Raw genomic sequence first — 24879 nt, 5'->3', positions numbered from 1 at the left:
AAAAGGTACTATGCTACGCATAGGCTTCCCGGATTTCGCTATGCTTCATCCGGGCTACTTCTGATAGTAGCCTGGATGAAGTGCGAAGCGCGTAATCCAGGAAGCCCCGCGAAGCGGGCACCGATTAAAAAGGTACTATGCTGCGCATAGGCTTCCCGGATTTCGCTATGCTTCATCCGGGCTACTTCTGATAGTAGCCTGGATGAAGTGCGAAGCGCGTAATCCAGGAAGCCCCGCGAAGCGGGCACCGATTAAAAAGGTACTATGCTACGCATAGGTTTCCCGGATTTCGCTGTGCTTCATCCAGGCTACTATTGATTTGCTCCTTAACCTGACGTCTATGGGTCTCAGACCCAACCTTGCTATTCATCATAGCTTCTTAACGATTATTTCAATAAACGAAAAATACAATAAAATATAAATTTAACGAAGTGTATCTAATAATTTATGATATTGGTTATCACTACTTTAATTGGTCTGAAATTAAAACAAATTAACGCATTATTTAAAGATGAATTTTTATTGCTGCATTGGGAGAAGCAGATTGATTGACCAAAATATAAAAAGTAACCAATCAACACGTACAGAAATTTTCTTGATTTTTCTAAAATTGGGGTGCATCAGTTTTGGTGGACCGATAGCTCATCTCGGTTATTTCCGTAATGAATGTGTCAACCGACTTAAATGGTTAAGTGATCAAGCTTACGCTGATTTAGTAGCTTTGTGTCAATTTTTACCTGGACCCGCAAGCAGTCAAGTTGGAATGGCCCTTGGTTTATCACGAGGGGGAATTAGTGGCGCGATTGCAGCATGGCTTGGTTTTACGCTACCTTCAGCCCTGATAATGATATTATTTGGACTTGTCCTTCTCAATGTGGGTATTCATGATAACCTGCCTTGGCTACATGGATTGAAAGTTGTTGCGGTAGCTGTCGTTGCGCAAGCGCTTTGGGGAATGAGCAGTACTTTATGTCCGGATAAAACACGAGCAAGCCTTGCGGTATTGGCTTGCATAGGCGCGAGTTTAATACCTAACGCAATCGGACAATTAGTAATGATACTACTTGGCGGCATATTTGGCCTATTTTTTCTTTCACCAACCAAAGATCTTCCTACCAATGAATTGACCTTTCAACTAGGTAAACGATCGGGCATTGTGGTTTTAGTTATATTTTTTATCGTGTTAACACTAGTACCTCTCCTATCACTTTGTGTTACAAATTACCCATTGCAGTTATTCGACGCGTTCTATCGTGTTGGTTCATTAGTTTTTGGTGGTGGTCATGTCGTTTTGCCTTTACTGCAGGCAAAAGTAGTTCCGACTGGATGGGTTGATAACTCTCTTTTTCTTGCAGGTTATGGAGCAGCACAAGCACTACCCGGTCCATTGTTTGCTTTCGCCGCTTTTCTTGGTGCAGTATCAACGAATACGCCGAATGGATGGCTTGGCGGTATCATTGCATTGTTTGCCATTTTTCTTCCTTCATTTTTATTAATTATTGGCGTATTACCCTTATGGGAAAATCTACGACAACATCTCTTAATGCAGAAAGTAATATTGGGAGTTAATGCATCGGTAGTTGGTTTATTATTGGCCGCATTTTACCAACCGGTTTGGACAAGCGCCATCTTCTCAATGAATGATTATTTGCTGGCTGTACTGGCATTTTTATTACTGCAATTTTGGCGTATTCAAGCATGGTTAGTTGTAATTTTGTGTGCATTTATTACAGGTTTGGGATGGCATTGAGATATATATGATCCTATCTGAAAACAATAATGAACTAACGAAGATAAAACCACTCCAGAATGTTAGATCAATTGAGGTGGTCGCTTTGCTCCGTAGTTGAGTTTCGCAAGCTCAACACCAACCAACTTTTGATTGTGCAGGCATTAGCTGCAAAAATTCAAATGAGCTGTGCCATTTAAATTAAACTTGCATAGTAATGGAAACACATGTTAAAGATGAGTGATTTTAATTTTAAAATACACATGGTTAAAGATGATTAGCATAGACCTTATCAAAAATCATCCAAACAGCATAACAAGATGCGCAGAAATCTGGTATGAAGTACTTGGAGCAAAATGGGTTCCTGATATTCCGGTTGAGCGCGTCATTCAAAGGTTCAGTGAACACTTGAATGACGACACGCTACCTCTCACCATTGTTGCGCTTGATGTAGGCAAACCCGTTGGAATGTGTTCTTTACGTGAAAATGATGGCATCAGACAAGACTTAAAACCATGGCTTGGGTCACTGGTGGTCGATCCCGCTTATCAGAAACAAGGTATAGGCACCATGCTCATTGAAGCAATTAAAAATAAAGCCAGAGACTTAGGCTTCAATAATTTGTACCTTTTTGCTTTTGATCCAACCATTCCTGATTATTACTCACGTCTTGGTTGGACTGTAATCGGTATGGATGAGTTTAAGGGATATCCAGTCACGGTGATGAAGATATTGATATAATGCCCATAGTATTGATGCTAGAAAATCAAACTGCGCAAAGGCTTAAACCCAAGATTTAAATGCGACTCTTAGCTCATAGGCTGACTTAAATGATTCGCAAAACCATTGACAAGAAAACCGCCATCAACGGTAATACATTGCCCAGTTATGTACGATGAGGCTGGCATACAAAGAAAGGCCACTAAACCAGAAACCTCTTCCGCTTTTCCAGCGCGCCCCATTGGTGTTCTGGATATAATTCGATTGAATACTTCCTGGTTTGATAAAGAGGATTGTGTTAACTCCGTTTCAATATACCAAGGTGCAATAGTATTCACTCTGATGTTATCAGATGCCCATTCAACTGCCAGGTGTTTACCAAGCTGAATCATTCCTGCTTTACTTATGCCATAGGGAGCACCCGAAGCATCATCAATTAACCCGGATATTGAAGCAATATTAATAATATTCCCTTGGGTGGAATTTTTTAGTAATGGATAAGCCAACTGGCATATATTAAATGTAGAAGTTAGATTGGTTTGCATGATTTTTTCATATTCTAATAAAGTATAATCTTCTGCAGGTTTTCTAATATTAATTCCTGCATTATTAACAAGAATATCCAATGTCCCCCACATTTTTTTTACTTTATCAATGATGGTAAGGCATGATTCTTCTCCATCGCTCAGGTCAGCTGCTATACCGTCTATTTTAAAACCCGCTGATTGCCAATGGAGTAACATATCATTAAGTAATGCAGAATTTCTGGCAACGATTAAAACATCCGCACCTAAATGTAACAACTCCTCGACAATGGCCTTACCGATACCTCTTGTGCCTCCAGTGATTAATGCTCTTTTTCCTTTTAAATCCCAACGATTAGAGCTCATGTTCTTAATATCCTCATTATTAATAGTCTAACGGGTAAAGGGCAATAATACTTAACTTTGTATGAATTGTGGATTGTTTGCATACAATAATCTGAGGTCAGATCCTCGGACTACCACTCTTTTGTATTTTCGGATCCTCTGGACTAGCTTTCTCAACTTCCTGCTCTGTTCTAGAGAAAAAGGTAGAGGTACTTTTACTTGCACCTAAGACAGGATTGATAATTCTCTGCGCCTGTTCAAATAACTTTTTAACCTGCATTTTTTCAACTGGATTAGCTTCTTTTATGTAGTCCTGAACAACGTCCTGCAGTTGAGCCAGGGAATCTGATTTCTCGTCATTCGTTTTACCGGGAGAATAGTAGTTATTTAAAAGGTCAAAGTATTTCTCGGCAAATGTTTTTAAAGCGGTATTATCTTTTAAATTTTTAAAGTCGGACATAGTCTGATTAAATAGAGCAACATGCTTACAAAATTGATCGTTTTCTAATCCTCTAAAGTACGACTCAAATGAATTAGTTAATTGCGCTAATGAAATTAAAGCATTAGCACGCTGCTCAGTCATTGGTACCATGGAATAAGATGTAAATGAAGAAATTTTCAGTATTACTGGATACTCTGTTGTTAAAAGAAAATTATAAAGCTCTTTACTTTTACACTCTTGATCGACAAGATTATTGAATAAATTAGATAGCCTGTCATCATCATTATCAAGCAATCTAATTAATTTATCTGGTGTTATATCTACACCGATATTATTAAACCAGGAAAATAATTTCTGACTATCATTAGTCAGGTTATCTAACCTATTTTTAATGAGAACTACTTGTTCTGGGTTGTTAACTAAAGAAGTAAAAAAATGTTCATCTAAAGTTAGCGATGCGCCATCAAGTTTATGAAGTAAATGATGATCTTCTTTGCTTTTTAATAATCTACTTGATGTTTCCTTAGTTACCTGCCATTTGTTTAATAGGGTTTCGCTTAACTCTTCTAAACGGCTAAATTCTGCTTTTACATTTTTTAATTCTTGGATAACTTTTGTATAGACATCCCGACCCTTTAACGAAACGCATTGTGATAAAGCTCTGTTAATGGTCGGAAAATCTTCCTTAGTTATTTCTTTATGGTGGTTAAAAATTAAATTAGCGGCGGCGGCTAAAATAATTAGTTCTTTTTCAATCGGCAGTGAGCTTTGCTGACTAAGTTCCTGTAATAACGCATTATATATATGTTTATTTGAAGCACTTACTTTATGAGCCAAATAAATCTGAGTACTTTGAATCAAACTATCTAAAGCATCAGAGGCGCCAGGACTTAAACGCACTATCGTGCCATAGCCACTTGATATACTCGTCACAGAAGAATGATAATGACCAAAACTATCCCGATCTTCTACTAGTTTGCCGTTAAATGGCAGCGCATCATCCATACCCATCGGTTGCCATACTAAAAAATAAGGCAATGATTTAAGTTCCAGTTCCGATTTTTGATGGTTTACTACTTCCCACAACAAATCGGCAGCTAGAATATCATGGAATATTGTACCGTTATCAAATTGCCGCTCTTTTATCTTCTCTATCAAATCAGCACAGTAACTATGCAGATAGGCAGCAATCCTCATATCAACATGCTGTTTAAAATCTTCTCGGGTATTTTGCTCCCAAAGCGCTAAATCGTCACTTAAGAAATGTTTTTTCGAGCAATACGCTACCATCCTGCCTGCCTGGGCTTGATCGGTATGAAGCAAACCAAATTTTTGCAGGCTTTCAAACACAATGATTGATAACTGTCCTTCACTTATCAGCTTCTTAACGTGATCGTTTAATGCTAAATCTTTATAAAGTGCCGAAGTGGTATCTAGTATCAACACGACAGGGTCTTTTCTATCAGGTTTAATAATATACTCTTCCACAAATTTGTTAGGATCAGTCCCTAAAGTAAGACCCGTATTTTGCATAACAGCACCGGGAGTAATAATAAAAATATTGGCATCAGCTGCGCTTTCAGCATTGGTTATAATGGCTTGCGTTTCATAATATAAATCGACAGGATAATAAAGTTGCTTGTCTGTATACGATTGCATTTTTTCTGCTAGTGTTTGCGCCAGATAATAAGCATTACATCCTGAGAGTGCTGAAGAATGAACAATCTGCACAGCTTCTAACTCGTTCTCCCCAAGAGTTAGTGCGTCCGACATCGTATTAGTAGTAGATTGTGTAAATAGCTCAAAACTTTGTTCCATTTCTGCTGAAGTTTGATTTAATGAAAACTCCAGTGAGATTTCATGCACTATCATGTAAACAAAAAATGCATAACGAGGATAATTATAGCGGTAAAATGTATTCACTAAATCAAGCATTAAAGCAATTCGCCTTATTGATTGCGCATTTAAATTATCTGGCAAATTCTTAATAAGATTTTGTAGGGATTGAGCTAATAATTGGGTTGGATATTTAGATTTATCAGCGGTTCCTGATAGCTTCAAAAAAACACGGCTTCGCAATAAATCACTTTTAGTGGTTGGTAGATCTGCTGGTAAATTTGTACTGCTTATTTGCTCAGGCTTAGGTATTTCACCTTTAATAAATTCGGCTATTTCCCAAGGCGAGGCAATTAAACCAGCGGAGGCGATAAACTGTTTTAATGATTCGGCGTCTTCATCTTTACGAATAATTAAAACGCCAAGATTACCCTCTTCAACCATTTTTAATTCTATATCGCTATCGGGAAATTTATCTAGAATTGAATCAATAGCTAGATTTCTTGAGAGTGCGATAGGTAAATAAATATTATAATCCTTCATTTCTTCGCTAAATCGCTCACAAAAAAGTTTCATTACCTCGCCTTCATGCGTATCGGAACGATGATAAAGACCAGTAGCTGGAATAAAAGGATTTGGAATGTACTCGTTAGATTGTTTTCTAATTTCTGCTACATGGCGGCCAAACATTAGCGCCGATAGCATTAGTTTTTCTTCGTCATTGGGGTCAATTAAAGACAGGTACGCTGTATATGGATTACTGACAATAGTTTCTTTTACTTTATGCCCACGCCAAGCACGTTGAATGACTCGAGCCGCACTATTTTTGGCAATAATGTCTAGTTTCTTATTTCTTTCAGAAGTAACGTCTTCCGCTTCTTTTTGATTTTTAGAGGATGCTTCGTGCGCCGTAAAAGATGTAGAAACGGGTAAACTATTACTTAAGGTAGAGGTTTTTTCACTGAGAATAGCTGCTAATTCGTCGATTAATTCGACAGCTTGATTGTATTCATTGGTTAAAAGAAGTTCATTTTCATCTGAGTTAGTTAATGTATTGGTCATAATGTCTACTTAGGCTTACTCATTTTCAGAGTATAGTTAATTTACAAAAAATGATCAAAAATCATACAAAAATTAACTCGAGTTATTTTGCTAACTAAAGGTATGCGTTCGGCTAAATACACCTACCGCCGAATAAAAAACTGCATAAACTGAGCTTCTCAAAAAGAGGAGATTAAAATGAAAATAAAAGAAGAATAGTGGGATCACCTATTTAAGGGATATGAGCGAAGTGGATTATCGCAAGAAGATTTCTGCAGAGAACATGGCATTCCTATTACAAAATTTAAGTATCAATAGCGTAAGGTCTATTCAATACCCACAGTGAAGAAAAAGGTAAAGAACTTGCTGAGAACATTAGTACCCTTGCTTCCACCATTGACCAAATAAAACAGTATTAATCCAATCACACCTACTATGCGAAACAGCCAAATATTTAAATAATTGATAGATGTGGGCGTCCCAACTATCATGTCCAAAGTTTGCTGAGTTAATCCAAAGTAATCGAACAGCATGAGAAGATAAAAATAGATAAAGAGTTCTGTTTGAGAGAAACGGACGGTTTGGATTTTTTCTTTGCCTGCCTAGGTGCTAAAAAAGCTTAATATCTTTGAATGCATGCTTGGATTCCTTATTTTTAATCAATTTTGCAAACGGTACATTGTTGCTTTATGAACATTAAAAGTTTTAGCAATTTCACTGAATGATTTATCTTCTTGTAACAGGCGCTCATCAATATTTTTGTCATCATCTAACCTTCAATGTTCCTCTAAATTATCAATCAATCGCTGCAGATAAGATTGTATATGGGTTTGCTCTTCTGTTGATAAGGATTGTAATAAAGATTGGTTAAGAACACTTGCGGCAGCCTTCACCATCGGTTCACAATCCCGGCCCTTATCCGTTAAATAAATATGAAACGCCCGTCTATCAGTAGGGCTTGGTTTGCGTTCAATGAGTCCATCACGCTCCATTCTATCTAATGTTCTCACAACCGTAGGCTGTTCAACACCAATCGCTCGTTGTAATGCCGTTTGCGTCAATCCATCTTGTTCAAAAAGCTCCATTAAAAAATACGTATAACCATGCGTGATTTGGTAAGGCTTCAATAATTGGTTCGCTTTTTTTTCTAATAATCGAGCGGCTTTTTTAATTAATGTTGATGTGTACATAAGTCTTCCTATAAATATAGCTTGCTATATATTAGCATAATACTGTATAGTTGCATAATTCATAGTGAGGATTATACAATGAAACAACTGACTTTATACCAAATTGATGCGTTCGCAACCTCTGTTTTTACCGGCAATCCGGCAGGAGTATGTCCATTGGACGCTTGGCGAACTGACAAACAAATGCAGGCCATCGCTGAAGAAAATAATCTTTCTGAAACCGCATTTATTGTGCCGGAAAATGACCATTACCGCATTCGATGGTTTACGCCCAATACAGAGGTTGATCTGTGTGGTCATGCAACACTCGCCAGTGCTTTTGTTTTGTTTAATCAATTAAAGCATCCAGGGTCGACTATTCTTTTTCAAAGCAACAGTGGCGAACTGCGCGTTTCCAAGAAAAATAACCAATTGCAAATGGATTTTCCAGCGCTGCCCTATCAAAAATTAACACCCACCGATGAGGTGTTAAATGCTCTGTCCATTAAACCTAAAGAAATCTATCAAAGTACATTCGACTTACTTTGTATCTTTGATAATGAATCAGACGTCAGAACTATCCAACTTGATTTAATCGCCATTAGCCAACTGAAATTTCGCGGAATCATATTATCAGCACCCTCATCAAATAGTGATGTTTATTCACGCTGCTTTTATCCAGCCTGCAATGTGCCGGAAGATCCTGTAACCGGATCCGCGCATTGTGTTATTGCGCCCTATTGGTGCAATCGATTGAATAAAAACCATATTCATGCGATTCAAGGCTTAAAGCGACAAGGGGCTCTCGAATGCGAGATCAAAGATGACCGCGTACTACTGACAGGAACCTGTCATATGTACATGCAAGGCACTATTTTTATACCAAACGAGTGAGAAACATCATGCAAAAAATTGCAAATTATCAAATACAAGAATGGTTGTTCTCCACGGCAAATGGCCATTTTGATATTGATTTAGCGGAAAGTGGTATTCATCCGCATCACATTGATGACATCCAATTCAGCAAAAATTATGATTTGAATTACAGCATCGATGTGGGACAAAAAGAGTTGCGCCAGCTTATCGCTGAAATGTACCAAGTTGATGAACAAAGAATCGTCATTACGAACGGCAGCCAAGAAGCGCTCTATTTATTTTATCGATCTTTTTTATCGGCTCACGATCATGTGATAACGTTTGTTCCTGGCTGGCAACAATCATGGGAGGTGCCTGCCCATATGGGTTGTGATGTGACAAAAATACATTTAAACCGCGATGATAATTATCAAATCGATATGAATACCATCGTTGATAATTTAAAATCTAATACAAAACTTATCATTTTAACCAGTCCAAATAATCCCTTAGGAACTATGGTCGAACAAGAGGATCTGAAAGAACTTGCCCGCTTATGTCATGAAAGAGGGATATTTTTATTAAATGATGAAGAGTATCTGACACATTACGCAAATAGTATCGTACATTTAGAAGGACAGACCGCAGCAGTCAGCAGTTTATCTAAAATTTATGGTTATCCTGGGCTTCGGGTAGGCTGGTTTATCGGTGAAGCATCCTTAGTCAATGACATGGTCAATTATAAACGCTACACGACGGTCACCAATTCTTCGTTGTGTGAGTATTTAGCCATTGAAGTGCTTAAGGCCTATCAAGCTCATATTGATAGTTATCATGCATTGATTAAACAGGGTGAAAATATAGTAAGACAATTCTTGAGCCAATGGCCACAACTGCATTTAATTAATCCACAAAACACGCCGTTTGCGTACATTGATGTACCAAAAACATGGGACTCTGCCGACTTTTGTCGTCAATTACTCGATGAATATAAAGTCCTACTGATGCCGGCTGAAGTATTTGGAAGCTCGAATGCTTTTCGAATTTCATTTGGGCGTCCCGAGCCTATTTTAAAAGACGGTCTAAACCGAATAGCGAATTTATTAAAAGATTGGGAGGCACGATGAGCATCAAATTCCTATCAGCAACCGACGTAAAACAATGCATCACCATGGGGGATGCTATCGATGCCATGGAACATGCTTTTTTGCAGTTGGCAAATCAACAGGTGATCATGCCCTTACGAACGACTGTTGCAATAAAAAAAGAACGTGCTACAACCCATATCATGCCTGCTTTCTTTAAACAAGAAAAACAGCTTGGTATGAAGGTGGTCTCGCTCTTCCCAAATAATGCTACTCTCAATTTACCTGCCATTAATGGGGTTATTTTATTATTAGATGCTACAACGGGTGAACCAAAAGCGCTGATGGATGCAAGCTATTTAACGGCATTACGCACTGGCGCAGTTTCAGGCTTAGCAACTCGACTTCTAGCACGAGAGGATGCAAGTCACGTTGCCATTATTGGATCGGGTGTACAAGCGTTAACTCAGCTGGAGGCCGTAGCACATGTGCGCCCTATTCAACAAGTTTCAGTTTGGTCTCGGACCCATGAACATGCGTTAGCGTTCGCAAGTCAAATAGAGCATCGTTTTGACACACAAGTATGTCGTAATATTCATCAAACAACGTGTAACGCTGATGTCATTTGTACCGCGACCAATAGTACAGAGCCTCTTATTCACCTTGAAAACATAAAAAAAGACGCACACATCAATGCGATTGGTTCACACTCCAGAACCATGCATGAAATTGCTCCTGAGATTTTTAAACACGCCACGACTGTTGTCGACCAACATGAAGCAGCTTTTGCAGAAGCTGGTGAAATTATTGCGGCCATTGAAGCGGGCCTTCTAAATACTGCTTCAATCCTAGAGTTAGGCTCGCTATTAAAGACAAAAGAGTCTAAATTAAAACAACAACTCACGGTTTTTAAATCCGTTGGTCTTGCGATTCAAGACATCAGTATTGCAGAAAAAGTGTATGAAAATGCGCAGAAATGCCAACTGGGACAATGTTTTGATTTATCATGAAGAGAAACCATGCAGCCACTCCACATTAAAACGCCATTAATACAGTCTCAAACGCTTAAAAACACCTATGGGCAGGACGACTCTTTCAAACTTGAGTCGTTACGTCAATTTATTATTTTAAAATGAACATTTCTGAATTATTTTAATATCAAGGCAAACGGACTTGACCTAAGTTATTATCCTCATCTTTATCTGGGCTTAAACTACTTTTTTGCTTATCAAAAAAGCGGTGTTTTACTTGCGACGAATCAACCGGATCAATAGTTGATTTTTTTAAGATTGAAACAATAGCTTTTCTTACTTTAAGGAGCTCTTCTTCATTGTCGGATGACTGGTTTAACGTTGCTAAATACTGATTCAGCTCTTGGTCCAGATTTTTGAATTCAGCAACTGCCACCAAGTTGACATACCTAGTTACAACATGTTCTAAGCTTTTAAGTACCGATAATTCGGAAATCATCACAGCATTCCGCCAATCTTTACACAAAAATACTATTAGCATGGCAATTCGATTATAATTTGATCTTTGTTGCCTATTAGTGCAACTGCAATGAATCGACGCGAGAAATTGACTGGACTCTAAAGGCTGCGCATTTCATTCAGTTTCATATTTAAGGCGAGGGGAATTTATCAATTGAGATATCCTTGTCTGGCTCTTTTTCTGATGAACCTTCTTTCTTTTTCTCTCCAAAAAAAGTTAAATTATATTTTTGTGATTCTAGTGGCTCGATCTTGAGTTGTTTTAAAATAAAATGTACTGCTTTTCGAGCCTGATGAATTTGTTTTGCATCATTAGACGAACTGGTAATTGCTTCAACATAGGTTTTAAGATGCTCTTCCAGTCCTTGCTTTAGTTCTTCTTTATCGTTTTTTCATCAGCATCTGTAGGTAAATTTTTTAGTAATTCAACAAGCGACTTTGCAAGTAAATGCGTTGGGTATTTCTCATTGCTGGATACTCTAAGCAACTGGTTAAAAATTTTGCTGTTTAAGAACAGCTCTTTACTACCTGGCAAATCAGGCATAGTAGGAATAGTGGCATTGCTGATAGCGGGTCGTTCTGCCATGTCCCCTACTGTTTCTGCAAGCTGCCATGGACTAGCTATAAATCCACTGCTTTCCATAAACGTTTTTATTTTTTCACTTTCAACGTGCTGAAATGGATTTAACACAAGAACGCCTATTTGTTGATTTGGGTGAACAATAAACTCATGGTCCAAGTGTTCCAATTGAAACCCATTGAGCTCTTGTTGAATAAATTGAATTGCACTATCCATTAACTGATCCTTTGTGCAATTTTCTAACAAGCTAATCGGAATGTATAATTTATATGGGTCTATGTTTTCAATACCTACCTTTTGACACAGCAATTCCATGATTCTGCCAACTTTATTATCATTACGATGGTATTTGGCTCCTGCAGGAATAAAGGGATTATTCATATAGTATTCAGACTGACTGTCAATCTCTGCTACGTGCCTGCCATACATCAGTGCTGAAAGCATAAGCCTCTTTTCGTCTTGAGGATCAAGCATTGATAGGTATGAAAAATAAGGACTAGAAGTAATAGATTGCGTTATTTTATTGCCGCGCCACGCTCTTAAGATAACCTTCGCCGCTGCTTTCCGCTGCTCTTTGTCTTCGCTATATAGACTCTCTTTAGGCTTATCCTCAGCAGGTTTATCCTCCAGATGCATTGGCAGGCTCTTGGTATAAGAAGCAAGAACATCAACTAATACATCAATTTTCTTGTTTTCATCAAAGATCACTTGGTCTGATAAAAAATTCTCAGTAGTCATATAGAACGGCTATTAAGTACTAATTTTAATGAGTATAGCAAATAACATACTAAATGATTAATAAATAGACAGGACTGGAACTTATGCCCCCCTTCATTAGATGAGAAGGGCAAAGAAATTTAAGAAATTTTTCTATGAAAGGTTGTCGAAAAATTTATTTACAATTGAGTCATGATGATACGTCATCGATGTACAAAAAAATTGTATAAAGCGTTTGTACAAGCCAATAGTAAGAAACACTGGGGTTTAGCCTTATCAGAAGTAAGCTCTGTATCGATATCTTGACTCAATTTAAAGTTAATTCACACATGGATAGACTATGAATACTGATAGTGAGCCTTACGCATATGTTTACCTTCATCTTTCTTCTCTTTTTGTAACACAGGCTTAAAAAACTGTCCAAGAACTATTTGAGATGGTTTATAAATAAAATCAGGAGGATTGTCTGCATCCAGCTGAAAAGAACTTCTCGCCCAAAATGCATCTGCATTTTGCGAGGTTGTTCGAATGGACAGATTTTTTTTATCAGCGAAACTCTGCATTTCCCGGACTAAGAATGCTCCGGCTCCTTTAGCTTGCACATCAAAGACATTAGAAAGAAGATAACGAATAATTAAACCCTTTTTACTGTCATCACCAATTAACACCGCACACAGTTGTTCATCACGTTTAGCTATCCATAAATAACCATGTCGTTCATTTAATGATTCAACTATCTGATTAAAAATAGAGATTGCATTATTCTCAATCTTGTTCATCTTTCTTTTTTTTGAAAACACTGAGTTCCATTTTTGAAGCTGTTCTAACAGGGTATCTGCATTTATTTTTTCTAGTACAAAAGTCATAATTAACAAAACATATAGATATTATTTTGGCATTTTAGCACAAAATAAGATCACATAAAACAATAAAAGTGAACATTTTACTCAGGTGCATCTCAATTACCTTATTAAGATAATCTTAAGGAAAGTTCAGTTATACTGTCATTCATTATTTTTATTCAAATTCAAATGATGTATTCGCATTTTCAACGAATGAATGACTCTGAAAGAAAGAAAAGTTTCGTTAAAGTCTTTGAACATTCTATCTTCATACCGGTCACTACGATTAACGCCAAAGAATTCACAACAAGAAAGAGTTCTGATCCCTATCATCCCGTTGATATTGCAGAACAAATTGCAGCCAAAATAACAGATTACTTCAATGCTCATACCTCTCTAAAGATTCCTAAAGGTTTTGATAATTGGTTAGGGGAACTGGTTGAAAACTCCTATGATGCATTTGCAAAAAGAGGATTAACTATTGGTCACTCCTTACTCTTTAAAATAGTAATAAAAAAATCTGATAGCAATTTAATTGTTAGCATCAAAGACAATGCAGGAGGTTTTTGTGATAAAGTTCCTGGTCAGCATTTTGGCATAGAGGATATTCAATCCGAAGGAAAAGAGGAACACTATTTCATCGGCGGAGTTGGTATAGGTCTTACTAATTTGAATACTTATTTATTAAAACATAACATCCAATTATTCTTTAAAAATAGAGGAAAAGAGAATGGAACAACAGTTTCAATGTTTTTTAATCCAACTTCTTTAACTCCCTCCTGAAAAAACAGGTTCTCATAAATAGTGTTTCCGGTTGGCAAGAGGTTAAGCCTTGTCCATGCAGTTAAGACTCAGATACAGGCCAATCATCAAGGGTCTTTTGAAAAAGTTCCTGCACTGCCGCAATATGGTGGTCAAGATCTTCAAGATTCCAGTGCGTCACATCGATAGGCGGCAAAACACATACCTGCACTGTTCCAGGTCGAAATAGCAACGATTTTCGCACCATGACCTCATAATCATTGCGAATAACCACTGGCACAATAGGTACACCGGCTTGCATTGCGATATGAAAAGCTCCTTTTTTAAATCGACCCAACTTCGGAGTGAGACTTCGTGTACCCTCCGGAGCTATCGCGATGCTTAGCCCAGCCCGTAGTCTATCGACGGCCGGCTGCATTGCTTCTATCGCGCTGCAGGTATTACTGCGATCAATGAATGCAAAGTCCAGACCACGCAATAGCCTTCCTATAAGCGGAGTATTAATGATTTCTTGTTTGGCAACACCGGTAATACCTTGTCGTAGAAGACTAAAAAGAACGTAACCATCAACAAAGCTTTGATGATTAAACACGAACACTGACGGACGATGCTCCCTCAGGTGACGCTCACCCAGAACTTCAATGTGAATACCCGTGATAGCCAACATGGCATCGCTGCTGGTCGTACAGATCCATTCTGCAGCCTTACGTTTTTTCCCTGTCGTCACGCCGTACAGGAAACCAATCATCGACGTGAGCATCAGTGCGGAATATGCTCCCAAACTGCGTACACGCGTCACTACCGATGCCTTACGTCGCGTTGCAAAGCGCAACACTTGCCAGTGTTCATTTTGAGCAACCTCAAGCAGTGATCGCTTCGGATTTACAACTGTCGCATGTCCTACGGTCTTCAGGAAAGCAATATCTTCCTTGCCGTTTGCATAACCATAGCTGCGCGCAAGATCTAAGCGGTGTTCTTTTGCAAAATCTCGCACCGCATCTGCCTTACCTACACCCCAAAACGGCGCCCCCTCAATACCACCCGTCAGAGTACCATCACGCACCATCACACGTGTACACAATAGATGCTTAACCCCTAACGCTTCAGCAAGTGGCGAAATCTGGTAGCGCGTAGCCGAAGATGCGATCACCACTGTATGCCCCATTTTTTGATGTGTTTTCACAAGGAGCCAAGCTTCAGGAAAAAGCAGCCCTGCGATCTTACTCTTGAATAAACGAGACCAGAGTTCGGCCATCTCCTGTTCTGGATGACCAGCCCATTCAGCGATGCTCTTGCCAATAAAAGTAGCAAATTCGTTTTCATCGATGTTGCTGCGCCAGGCCATCCTGATAATGTCCGCTGCCTCGCCCAGCCTCATTTGACGGCGCTTAATCCTGTCTGAATAATAAGGTACCGCGGAATAACCATCAATTAACGTACCATCGAAATCAAAGAAAGCGCCAATTTCGGGTCCTTTCGGACCTGCTTCAACTGCGGCGATGGCTTTGCTTATAGACATCAGAGTAACTCCTCTCCATGATGATGTAACCGATAATCAAGTTCACCAATCGCCGCTACAGAAGCCACGGCAGTTGCAGTTTCTTCAGCAAACTGACGCCGCTTATCCCCAAGATCCTCGACTCCCATCAGCAACAAACTGCGATTAGCTGCTAAAGCAAGAGCATTTCGAAAGAGTTCAAGACTGACACACTCAGGGTTGCGCAAGCGCTTCTGCAAAACATATTGCTTGCCGACCGCAATGCAACGCGCAAGAAAGAGTTCTTCATCGACAGGCACTTCCGATGGGTGCGCAGCCAATTGATCCGCAACAATGAAATAAGCCTCGAGAAATGCTGGCAACACACGATGCGCAATCAAAAACGGAGCCCTCTCGAGAACCGATGAACTGACGGCCTTACCGGGAACCAGATGACGCAAATCAGGATCGATCAACTTCGCTTCATTCTTGATTTCCTCTTCAAAAACAGATTTCTCACTGAAAATGAATTCAAATTTCAACAAGTCGCGCATAGCGAAGGCCTGCTCAAGTCCACATTCAATGGCATCACCTGTTCCTTCGCGCGAAGCGGCCATCACGCCAAGTTCGACAATAGCACGATTGACAAACCAGTGAATTGCGCTGTTACGGTAAAACGCGGCAACCGAATGCTTGCCTGGCTCAATATAGAATACTGATACCAAACCACCGTCATACCGACCAATTACCCCCGATTGAACAAGAGTATTTAACACGTCCTCTACTCCATGCGCGCTGCGTAAATGACCAAGAGCAGTAAGCGGCAAGTCGCGCTGAGCAACATACTCTAATAAAGGCTCAATCACGTCCTGAACCTCCTTTAAAGTGAGTGCATGATCGTGAACGCTGAGCAGTGCAATAGTAACAAGCGCTTGCGCCGTCACAGGCGTAACTTGATTAATACGCTGGAACATTTCAAAAGCAATCTTGTCAATTGTCCATCGAAGGGATTGATTGTCTTCGCTTAGAATAGCCTCGCGTAGGGAAAATGGCTGACCGAAGCGCACATAGACTTTGCCATATTTTCTTTTTTGTGCCTTTACATAGTTAGCGAACCAACGGAAATTCTCCTTTTCCTTGGCGACGCCCATTTCCTCAGCTGCCAACTTTCCCACTTCCTGTAACTGGTCATATGTTGTTGACACAGGAACAAGCAAAATGTCTTCGACAGCATCATTGTTTAACGCTCTGACGAGGTAACTGAGAAGTCCATATCTTGGAGGTCTCAGCTTACCCGTTCGGGACCGGCCGCCTTCCATATACCACTCCAGATTGGCTCTGGAGTTTACAAGGTATCGCATGTACTCACGCACCGCCAGCTTATAGATTTCGTCGTCTTTGAAACTGCGCCGAATGAACACGCCCCCCGCTCGACGACCAATGGTGCCAATAGGGAAGAAACGAAGATTTTCACCGCCTAAAACGTAATTACGCGGCATCCCAATTGATCGCAGAACTTTCGCCAGAATGAAATTGTCGGCATACGAACGATGCGTAGGAAGAAAAACCAGGGATTTGTTAGCGTTCTCTTGCTGCAGACACTTCAGCGCCTCCCAATCAACATCTAGAGACCACGCCCGTGTGTATAGCGCCCCTAATACTCGATCCATCAGGAAGCCAAAATATGGACTCTGGATGCTCACCAAGGATCGAAGTGCGCGATAAGCTTCCCTGCGTGCTTCATTCAGTGGTGTACCTGTTTTCATGGCAACAATGACAAGCTCAGCCTCAAATCGCTTGCTGTTCAACACGTCATATGCGACTGCCTTACGTGTCAGAAACGCCATATTGTGCCCCTTCACCTGACGTGCTGCCGGGTATACAATCTTCCATCACCTCGCACGGCACCATCTCAAAAAAACAGGATAAAGTACCGTAGCTTCTACTTGTTAACCCAGTTCAAAAAGATTGCACACATGATATTGTCTTTCATAGTATCAATTCATCATAAATTCAGTATATAACTGATTAAGTTTATATTCCAATCAGGTATGATGAATCAGAAGTACTGGAGCATGTTGCAGACGAGGCTTCAGTTAAATAAATGTTTCTACAGGATTTTGGCGGTAAAACAGAACTAACAAATCATATATTGCTGGATAATAATCTTTGATAATTATCGGTTTTTCAAAGAATAACTCGGTGAATACTGCAAAAAACTCCCCTGCTGATTCAATAGCATAATGATCAATAGGAATAGGATTGTGCTGTTGAATACGAAGTCCAAAATCAAAATAAGCTTTATTGAATTCTTCTGCCCATTGTTGAGCAGACATACCTTTATGGAGTGGCGGAAAACCGTTTGCCCGACCATTACGCATATCCAGCTTATGCGCAAACTCATGAATCACCACATTGTGGCCATCAATTTCGCCATGGTGTACTGCATCATTCCAGGACAAAATGACTGGGCCACGCTGCCAGGATTCACCACTCAGATTGGTTCTGCCCAGATGTTCTATACCAAACTCGTCCACCTCTCTGCTTTGTCTTGAGAAGGCACCAGGATAGATCACCACTGAGACCCATCCATCATACCAATGCAATCCAAGGTTTAAAATGAGTAAACAAGCCTGCAAAGCAACAGTTAACTGCATGGCGGTAGTGATTTTCAGATCACCAACGCCTTCCAAAGTTTTGTAATAAAGAAATAAAATAGCTAAGCGTTTTAATCGGGCTTTTTCCTGATCGCTCAAGCGATGGAGTAATGGCAAATTTTGAAACGCAACATTCCATTCATCATTAGTTATGAGTGAACGTCGCACAATGCGTTCCTGCCACCATTCTTGTAACCATTGAAACATTAGATAGCCTTTTGAAATTGTGAATGTAAAAATCCATTAATCAATTTCAGAATATCTGATCTGAGCGAGTGTTGAAACGTCAATAGATGAAATTAGATTATCGAAAGCAGTTTGGCTTAACAAGCAATGAATCTAATGAGATTAACGCCACAACTAGAGTATTCAAAACAACACCAGATACTCGTTCAATTAACAATTCATGAACTATTGGCATATCTGGTGAAATTCAAGCGGCACATCTTATCTGAATCTTAGTCACAAATAAGGAATCTTGGGGAAAAGTCCGCCATCCTATACCGCCATTCCGAATGTGTTACCTTGCTTAATCTGCTGGTGCCTGGCTACTTCTTCACAGCATTCTTTGACGCCCTCATCGAAACTTTTAAGATCCGCGGCAGTTTTGTTCTTATGGTTCACAAGAGTACTGTCAACCCGTTCATCCTGCAGTAATCGCTTAACACAACTTAAATGCCCTCGTTCCACAGCATCATGTAGGGCAGTATATCCAACATTATCCCGCTGGTTAGGATCCAGTTTGGGATCAGCAAGGAACAAATCAAGTACTGCGGCATCATTAATGGATGTAGCCATGAACAGGATCGGTTCTGAGCTTGCCATGCATGCATTAATGTCAATACCTGGAGTTTTCATAAGCAATTGGACTATTTCAAATGCTTCATCATAGTCTTTCCCTTTTAACTGAGCCAGATTTTGTATGGCTGCTGCCAACGGAGTAGTGCAATAGAGTTTGCTATTATTGACCACTTTAATATCCGGGTATGCGAGTAAACATCCTCGTATAGCACGGACGTCTTTAAAATGAATGGCTAAAAGAAGATAATCAATATCCTCTTCAACGACACCTGGATTGCTGTTTTTAAAGGTCTCAAAATGCTTCAGATCCGCCTTCTTTTCCTTTTTCTTTAGTTTAATTGTCCGCTGCAGATCGTCGTCTTTGGCCATCTTAACAACAGAATCACCACGATGCGGTGACTTGAATAACGTACCTGGATATTGAAGCAATAAACGAGCGGTATCATTGTGTCCATTTTTAAGGGCTAATTGAATCGGTGTAACCCCATTCACATCACTCGCAGCAGGATTTGCCCCGCCGTAATAAACCAGGGTACGAAGATTTTCATTATGACCACTACGTGCTGCAGCATGAATAGCACTGCTGTGATTGTGAGTAGGTTTTGTAATAGTAGCGGGATAATATTCCATTAAAGACTGTAAAATCTTTGGATCCTTGGTGGCGGCATAATAAGCACTGTATTCACTGGGTTGAGCACCATTTTTAAGTAAAGCACTGACCAAATCGACTCTGTTCGCCTTAATCGCGTAGTCTAATGCATTATCGTCCTCAGTCCTGGATGTACTGGCTCCTGCCTTGATTAATAGATCAATCATTTCAACCGATTGAACCAGGCACAAAGGCTCTTGATCGAACCAGTTTGTTTGATTAACTGCTGAGGGAAACATCTGAATCAACTGAGTAACAAGCGCTGTATTGTTATTCATTATGGCAAAGTGCAATAAATGATACCCCTGGAAGGTTTGCTGATCTGCAGGCCATGATCTCAATTCATCCAAATCATCACCAGTCACTTCATCATTCAAAAAACGCTCCAACAGTTGCAGGCGTCTATTCATGTCAGGTTTGAGCTCCACACCCAGAGTGTGTAGCTGCGTATCAAACCGACCTGTAGACCCGCTATTAAAACGCAGCTTCCATCGATGAATCATGAATTCAACCTGCATAATCTCCTGATTCGCTTGAGAGATAAAATGATCTTTTAATAAGGTACCTGCTAACTCAAGCTGTCCCTCTGGTATTAACTTCTGAATGATTAACCGCATTAATAGATGAGGTAGTGTTGAATTATTGGAATACTGAGACAGGTATTCTGCCAAATAAAACTGTTCGAAAAATCTCACCGTGTCGGTGAATAATTCGTCGGCTATGTGTTCAGGAAAAAACAACCGATATTTTATTTTCAAAGCGATAATCAGGCTTTCAAGACTACAATTACCAACAGTCTGAAATGTTCCGGCAATCATCCCCTCAAATATCAAGCCGAGAATGGCATGCAAATCACGTTGAATGTAGGTTTTATTTGATTCTTGATGACTCTTGCCATAGAGCTCTTCAATCACTGCCGGGGTTAAATTCTCTGGTTTGGAGATTTTGTAATGTTCCGTCGTGGCATCAGTACTGCATCCACCGCCATTATTGCGATATAAGTTATCCTGTTTGACGATGAGGTTAACTGCATGCCCTGTCCAACCAGTGATCAATTCGACACCAGTGTTTTTGCTGTCCTCTATCATAGATGACACAACCCTGTCCCTGGAATTTTTCATTGAAGGATAATAATTTGGCCATGATTTAGACAGAAAATAAAAACGCACTGCTTTTACTGTCATGTTTCGTACTTGCCGAATACCCTCCAGATGTTCACTATGAGCTCCACTTGTCTCGCAATGTGATACGTAGGCATTCATTAAATGCATCAGAAATGGAGCGGTATCCGAGGAAAAACCGCCAGTAAGTTTGAGTGGATGATTATTAACAGGAATTGACCCGCTTAATGAAAAGAGATGTCCCAACATTTTGGAGTCTCTATCAATCCCGGATTTTGATTTGTTTCGCAGATAGTCTGTTTCCAAGGCAAGTATTTCCCCATCGAAACAATCCAGTTGAAGACCTAACTCTGTAACAAAATGTAATCCCTCCGCTCGATCTTCGCTGTTTTCTTTAGTTAACCGCTTCACATGGCTAATAATTGTGTTTAGATTAACTTCCGGGGCGAGCTTTGTAAGACTATTATAGAGTTCCTCTTTTTGGTAAAAAGAAGGATGAATAACAATATGAGCGAGGCAATATTCTAAGTCTATAGTAATATCGGCCTCAATGATTGCTTTGCTTAACGAGATGATTGATGCTTCAGATATTCGTTTGTTCCTAAAATCATCAAAACAATCCGATATTATATTTTTAAGTAACTCAGTACTGTTTTTTTGTTTTTTGCATAATTCAAGAAGAGTACTAAATTCTGAAGTGATGGTATAATCCTGGCTTCTAAATAATTCTCTCAAAATCATCAGGCCACTTGAATTTTTTTCAAAGAGTGATGATGGGTGAAGCTTGAGCATATCCAGGAATAATTTTTTATTTGCATAATCCGATCTGCCCGCTTTATTTTCACTAATTAAATCAAATACTGTTTTTCCCTCATTATTTTTATGCGTAACATCAATACCCTTATTGATCAGTAGTGTTGCAATCTCCTCGCTCTGATATCTGCAATGAATACTCACAAGTTGCAAATAGTTATTACCCTCTTGATCTAAAGCATTAATATCACATTGCTCATGGTCAATTAACGGGGAAATCAAACTCATATTCTTGTATTGAATATCTGACAGAAGCAAGGCCAAAGCGGTTTGTCCATTTTTATTTTTAATATTGGGATTCGTCTTAGCATGTGCTGCCATACCATACATTTGCTGTCTATGTTGATACACAGGCTCAGAGATCATATGCAACAACACGGAATTATGTTTAGAGGTTTTCTGATTAGGGTCGAACTTTTTATGTTCTATTAATTTTCGAAACAGTTCTCTTTGATGATATTCAGTTAAATTATAGAGAAATTCAAACAATGATTGGCCATTTTCAGGTGTTTGATTGATATTAAACTCGTTACTGTCCAATAATAGATCGAAGATTCTGTGCACATCGCATAACCTTGCATTCTTTAAAAAGTCGTTTAAAAAACCGTTACCTTGTTTGTCGACAGCATTGGGATCAGCTCCGGCAGCCATCAATACTGTAAGATATTCTGAAAAACCACTGTTTTTAGCCAGATTTGCCCTAGCCAGTACGTGCAGTATTGAATCGCCTTCCTCCGTAAATTCGGTGACTGCAAAATTCGCTTCGTCAAGTCGAATTAAAAGTTCATCCGGTTGCTTTACTTCATTGAGAATTTCCAGCAGCTTTACACTTTTCATCTATTGTACTCAACCTGTTTTTTTGCGCGTATTATGACAGGCAAATATTAATACAATATTAAGATTCGATGACTCAGTTCTATAAACTCCTAATGCTCTAAATCGCTCAATCCCGACTTCCTCACGAAATTATGGACAATCCTGTAAAACCGCCAATAAAAAAATTCAAAGGCACGAAGTACAAGACTGGCTCCTGATCTGTTGTTTTCCCTATCTGATGCTATTTCTACATCAATCCAACCCTGAAGCCAATGAATTTACTGTTTAATAAAACGCCAAACGGACTAAAATTGGTCTAATATTTTAAGTATGTATTAATCGAATGAGATACATCATGACTGATTTAGCTGCAGCGTCAACTCTCAGCGCTATCCAGATAATAACAGTTCCCAGATCGACCAATCCTATTGATTGGATTAAGGAAAAACGTACCTTTAGTGGCCATACTGCCATAAATGTTGTTAATAATGGGGAAAATATAATAACAGAAGGCTTCTCTCCAAATAATGATCTGGATATGGTTCTTCCAGTTGCCAGTTATTGGCTGGAAAACATACTTCATCATTCAATTGCTCAAAAGCTTAAAGGATCCAAGGAAGCATCATGGCAAGATGATAGTCCTATGTTAATGCACCCAAAGCTGGACTCGCTCAGCTTTGAGATGTCTTCAGACATGGTACATAAATTCCTGAACTATTTTGAAGAAGTTAAAGCTGACAGTAAAAAAAAATATACTCTAATGCCTGGACTGCGTGATGCAGCTAATGATTTAACAGAAAAGAACTGTGTTTTTTCTGCCATTAATGTTTTAAGTGATTTTCTATACGATCATCAAAGCGAATTTTCAGCAGATGAATGGGGCCAGATTGAACCGAAATTAAACGCTCTTATAGAAGATACCTCTAAAAATCTGAATACTCGACAAGGCCATCTCAATAGAAACATTGCAAAATGGAAAGAAGGAAACATTAAGATACGTAAAATGATAGCGAAAGCAGAAAATATGATTCTGGAACACAGCGTAACCCTACATAATGCTACCGAAATGAAATTAAACGAAAAATTCATCGATTTTATACGTGGAATGTCCGTTCTTTTTGATGAAAAGCAACCCGTGTCAGCACAAGCTATTGATATGACAGAGCTGTTTATCAACATTCTGGACGACACAGAAGAAACAAGGGCCATTAAAATGGAATGGGCTGAAATTAAAGGTAAATACGGACTGTCTGCAAGTCATTTAACGCAAATTATCGAGAAAAATAAAAGTGAATTTGGTCCTATTTTAAGTACTAAAGTTCAAGATTTAATCGAAAAATCAGGTGAGATTTTATTTACCAAAAGAGATTCACTGGATAAAAACAGCGAGGAATATAAAGAATATGAACAGCTCTACGGTTTGAGTGAAGGGATAGCTATTTTACTTAATAGCACGCATCACTCAACACCTGCATTCATTGATTTAACAGAACTTTATATAAACAGTTTGGATGATAGTCCAGAAATGACAGAGATTAAAGAAGAATGGAATGAATATAAGAATAAATTTGGCATATCCCCAAGACCGGAGGATCCAACTGATCTGGATTTAATGTCGAAACAAGCAACCAACTCGGATAAAAAGTACACTGCAGAGTTATGTTCCATCTTGCAAAGCGGTCAATTTGTCGAGCCTGGAGTGTCTATGAAAGCGCAGCTGTATCCTAATTTAGTTAATTTAATCAAAGCATTACAAGCCAATGATGATTTTGCAGTGATTAAAGCAATTGCTGAGAAAGGCATCGAAAAGAATACTCAAATACAAGAACAAAATCCCACCAGGAATACAGCGCATATAGATAAACGCTTAACTGTATTTAAAGCCATTGCACAAGCCAATAGACTTGAAGAGGCTCTTGATACCATAAAACACCAGTTGCCTGAATTTAATAAAGAACATGATGCTGGGTTACAACTCTAATGAAGGCTTTGATATCCTGAAGCATCAAAGCTCATACCCTCACTGCTCAGTAAGTGGGACATAAGCTCATCTAATATCTCAAGAATAAAACAATTAAAAGAACTGTTCTCCAGACTCATCAGGTGTATCGTTGCCAACAGGTGAACTATTGGGATCAACGGGGTCTCCAGGAATTTTTCGAGTTTCGTTGGCCCACTCGCCCAAATCAATCAGTTTACATCGTTCAGAGCAAAAAGGTCTGAAGTTATTTTCAGAATGCCAGGTATTTTGTTTGCCACAGATTGGGCAGGAGATTTTCTGTAGTTTATTCATTAGGTTCTTTGTGTATTGATGTCAGGAATGCAGTATGCAATACAGAATAGTGGTTTTTCAACCCAGGAAATGAAGCGTTCTCATAAATAATTAATTAAACCACACTAAAATCCGA

General features: G+C 39.2%; 19 protein-coding genes and 1 pseudogene. 8 read left to right on the top strand and 12 right to left on the bottom strand.

Annotated features, from left to right (window positions below; genetic code table 11):
- Window positions 1-38: 38 nt before the first annotated feature.
- Window positions 39-176: a hypothetical protein gene (locus IZU94_RS04365; RefSeq protein ID WP_203108374.1), complete on the bottom strand. Its 138-nt coding sequence runs from the start codon at window positions 174-176 to the stop codon at window positions 39-41.
- Window positions 177-595: 419 nt separating this feature from the next.
- Between IZU94_RS04365 and chrA the strand changes: the two genes are divergently transcribed.
- A complete protein-coding gene (chrA, locus tag IZU94_RS04360; protein WP_238400679.1) occupies window positions 596-1750 on the top strand; it encodes a chromate efflux transporter in 1155 nt (384 codons plus the stop codon).
- Window positions 1751-2002: 252 nt separating this feature from the next.
- On the top strand, window positions 2003-2470 hold the full coding sequence (locus IZU94_RS04355; RefSeq protein WP_203108370.1) for a GNAT family N-acetyltransferase: 468 nt from the start codon (window positions 2003-2005) through the stop codon (window positions 2468-2470).
- Window positions 2471-2538: 68 nt separating this feature from the next.
- Here IZU94_RS04355 and IZU94_RS04350 read toward each other — a convergent pair whose 3' ends face one another.
- On the bottom strand, window positions 2539-3339 hold the full coding sequence (locus IZU94_RS04350) for an SDR family oxidoreductase (RefSeq protein ID WP_203108368.1): 801 nt from the start codon (window positions 3337-3339) through the stop codon (window positions 2539-2541).
- Window positions 3340-3436: 97 nt separating this feature from the next.
- Window positions 3437-6658: a tubulin-specific chaperone D gene (locus IZU94_RS04345; RefSeq protein WP_203108366.1), complete on the bottom strand. Its 3222-nt coding sequence runs from the start codon at window positions 6656-6658 to the stop codon at window positions 3437-3439.
- 210 nt (window positions 6659-6868) lie between these two features.
- On the opposite strand from IZU94_RS04345, the pseudogene tnpA reads away from it, so the two are divergent.
- Window positions 6869-6955 (top strand): annotated as a pseudogene (gene tnpA / locus IZU94_RS18510) (IS66 family insertion sequence element accessory protein TnpA); the annotation flags it as partial.
- Between the two features lie 458 nt (window positions 6956-7413).
- Here the strand turns inward: tnpA and IZU94_RS04340 are convergent.
- Window positions 7414-7827, bottom strand: coding sequence for a MarR family winged helix-turn-helix transcriptional regulator (locus IZU94_RS04340; protein ID WP_203108364.1), 414 nt, complete (start codon window positions 7825-7827; stop codon window positions 7414-7416).
- A gap of 78 nt (window positions 7828-7905) precedes the next feature.
- Between IZU94_RS04340 and IZU94_RS04335 the strand changes: the two genes are divergently transcribed.
- The 3 genes from IZU94_RS04335 to IZU94_RS04325 are packed head-to-tail and all read left to right on the top strand — an operon-like array spanning window position 7906 to window position 10756.
- A complete protein-coding gene (locus tag IZU94_RS04335; protein ID WP_203108362.1) occupies window positions 7906-8700 on the top strand; it encodes a PhzF family phenazine biosynthesis protein in 795 nt (264 codons plus the stop codon).
- Window positions 8701-8708: 8 nt separating this feature from the next.
- Window positions 8709-9788 (top strand): pyridoxal phosphate-dependent aminotransferase, encoded by a 1080-nt coding sequence (locus IZU94_RS04330; protein ID WP_203108360.1) that lies wholly within the window; start codon window positions 8709-8711, stop codon window positions 9786-9788.
- Window positions 9785-10756: an ornithine cyclodeaminase family protein gene (locus IZU94_RS04325; RefSeq protein WP_203108358.1), complete on the top strand. Its 972-nt coding sequence runs from the start codon at window positions 9785-9787 to the stop codon at window positions 10754-10756. The genes IZU94_RS04330 and IZU94_RS04325 overlap by 4 nt, the downstream gene beginning before the upstream one ends.
- A gap of 148 nt (window positions 10757-10904) precedes the next feature.
- On the opposite strand, the gene IZU94_RS04320 is transcribed toward IZU94_RS04325, so the two are convergent.
- From IZU94_RS04320 to IZU94_RS04310, 3 genes are all read right to left on the bottom strand, one after another.
- Window positions 10905-11258 (bottom strand): hypothetical protein, encoded by a 354-nt coding sequence (locus IZU94_RS04320; RefSeq protein ID WP_203108356.1) that lies wholly within the window; start codon window positions 11256-11258, stop codon window positions 10905-10907.
- 348 nt (window positions 11259-11606) lie between these two features.
- Complete coding sequence (locus IZU94_RS04315; protein ID WP_203108354.1) at window positions 11607-12554, bottom strand: hypothetical protein; 948 nt, start codon at window positions 12552-12554, stop codon at window positions 11607-11609.
- Window positions 12555-12871: 317 nt separating this feature from the next.
- On the bottom strand, window positions 12872-13399 hold the full coding sequence (locus IZU94_RS04310) for a hypothetical protein (RefSeq protein ID WP_203108352.1): 528 nt from the start codon (window positions 13397-13399) through the stop codon (window positions 12872-12874).
- A gap of 189 nt (window positions 13400-13588) precedes the next feature.
- Here IZU94_RS04310 and IZU94_RS04305 point away from each other — a divergent pair, with 189 nt between their 5' ends.
- Window positions 13589-14158: an ATP-binding protein gene (locus IZU94_RS04305; RefSeq protein WP_203113978.1), complete on the top strand. Its 570-nt coding sequence runs from the start codon at window positions 13589-13591 to the stop codon at window positions 14156-14158.
- 61 nt (window positions 14159-14219) lie between these two features.
- Here the strand turns inward: IZU94_RS04305 and IZU94_RS04300 are convergent, their stop codons facing one another.
- The 4 genes from IZU94_RS04300 to IZU94_RS04285 form a co-directional block, all read right to left on the bottom strand.
- On the bottom strand, window positions 14220-15656 hold the full coding sequence (locus IZU94_RS04300) for an HAD-IB family hydrolase (RefSeq protein ID WP_203108348.1): 1437 nt from the start codon (window positions 15654-15656) through the stop codon (window positions 14220-14222).
- A complete protein-coding gene (locus tag IZU94_RS04295; protein WP_203108346.1) occupies window positions 15656-17461 on the bottom strand; it encodes a 1-acyl-sn-glycerol-3-phosphate acyltransferase in 1806 nt (601 codons plus the stop codon). The genes IZU94_RS04300 and IZU94_RS04295 overlap by 1 nt, the downstream gene beginning before the upstream one ends.
- 249 nt (window positions 17462-17710) lie before the next feature.
- The gene (locus tag IZU94_RS04290; protein ID WP_203108344.1) at window positions 17711-18478 is read right to left on the bottom strand and encodes a M90 family metallopeptidase; all 768 of its coding nucleotides are present in this window, start codon (window positions 18476-18478) and stop codon (window positions 17711-17713) included.
- 291 nt (window positions 18479-18769) lie between these two features.
- On the bottom strand, window positions 18770-22492 hold the full coding sequence (locus IZU94_RS04285; protein ID WP_203108342.1) for an ankyrin repeat domain-containing protein: 3723 nt from the start codon (window positions 22490-22492) through the stop codon (window positions 18770-18772).
- Between the two features lie 334 nt (window positions 22493-22826).
- Between IZU94_RS04285 and IZU94_RS04280 the strand changes: the two genes are divergently transcribed.
- Window positions 22827-24452, top strand: coding sequence for a hypothetical protein (locus IZU94_RS04280; RefSeq protein WP_203108340.1), 1626 nt, complete (start codon window positions 22827-22829; stop codon window positions 24450-24452).
- A 93-nt stretch (window positions 24453-24545) separates the two neighbouring features.
- Here the strand turns inward: IZU94_RS04280 and yacG are convergent, their stop codons facing one another.
- Complete coding sequence (yacG, locus tag IZU94_RS04275) at window positions 24546-24764, bottom strand: DNA gyrase inhibitor YacG (RefSeq protein ID WP_203108338.1); 219 nt, start codon at window positions 24762-24764, stop codon at window positions 24546-24548.
- Window positions 24765-24879: the final 115 nt, after the last annotated feature.

It is taken from the genome of Legionella bononiensis (assembly GCF_016786215.1).
Taxonomy (GTDB): domain Bacteria; phylum Pseudomonadota; class Gammaproteobacteria; order Legionellales; family Legionellaceae; genus Legionella; species Legionella bononiensis.
The sequence above is the reverse complement of the archived record's forward strand: the minus strand, read 5'-3'. Positions and strand labels throughout refer to the sequence as shown.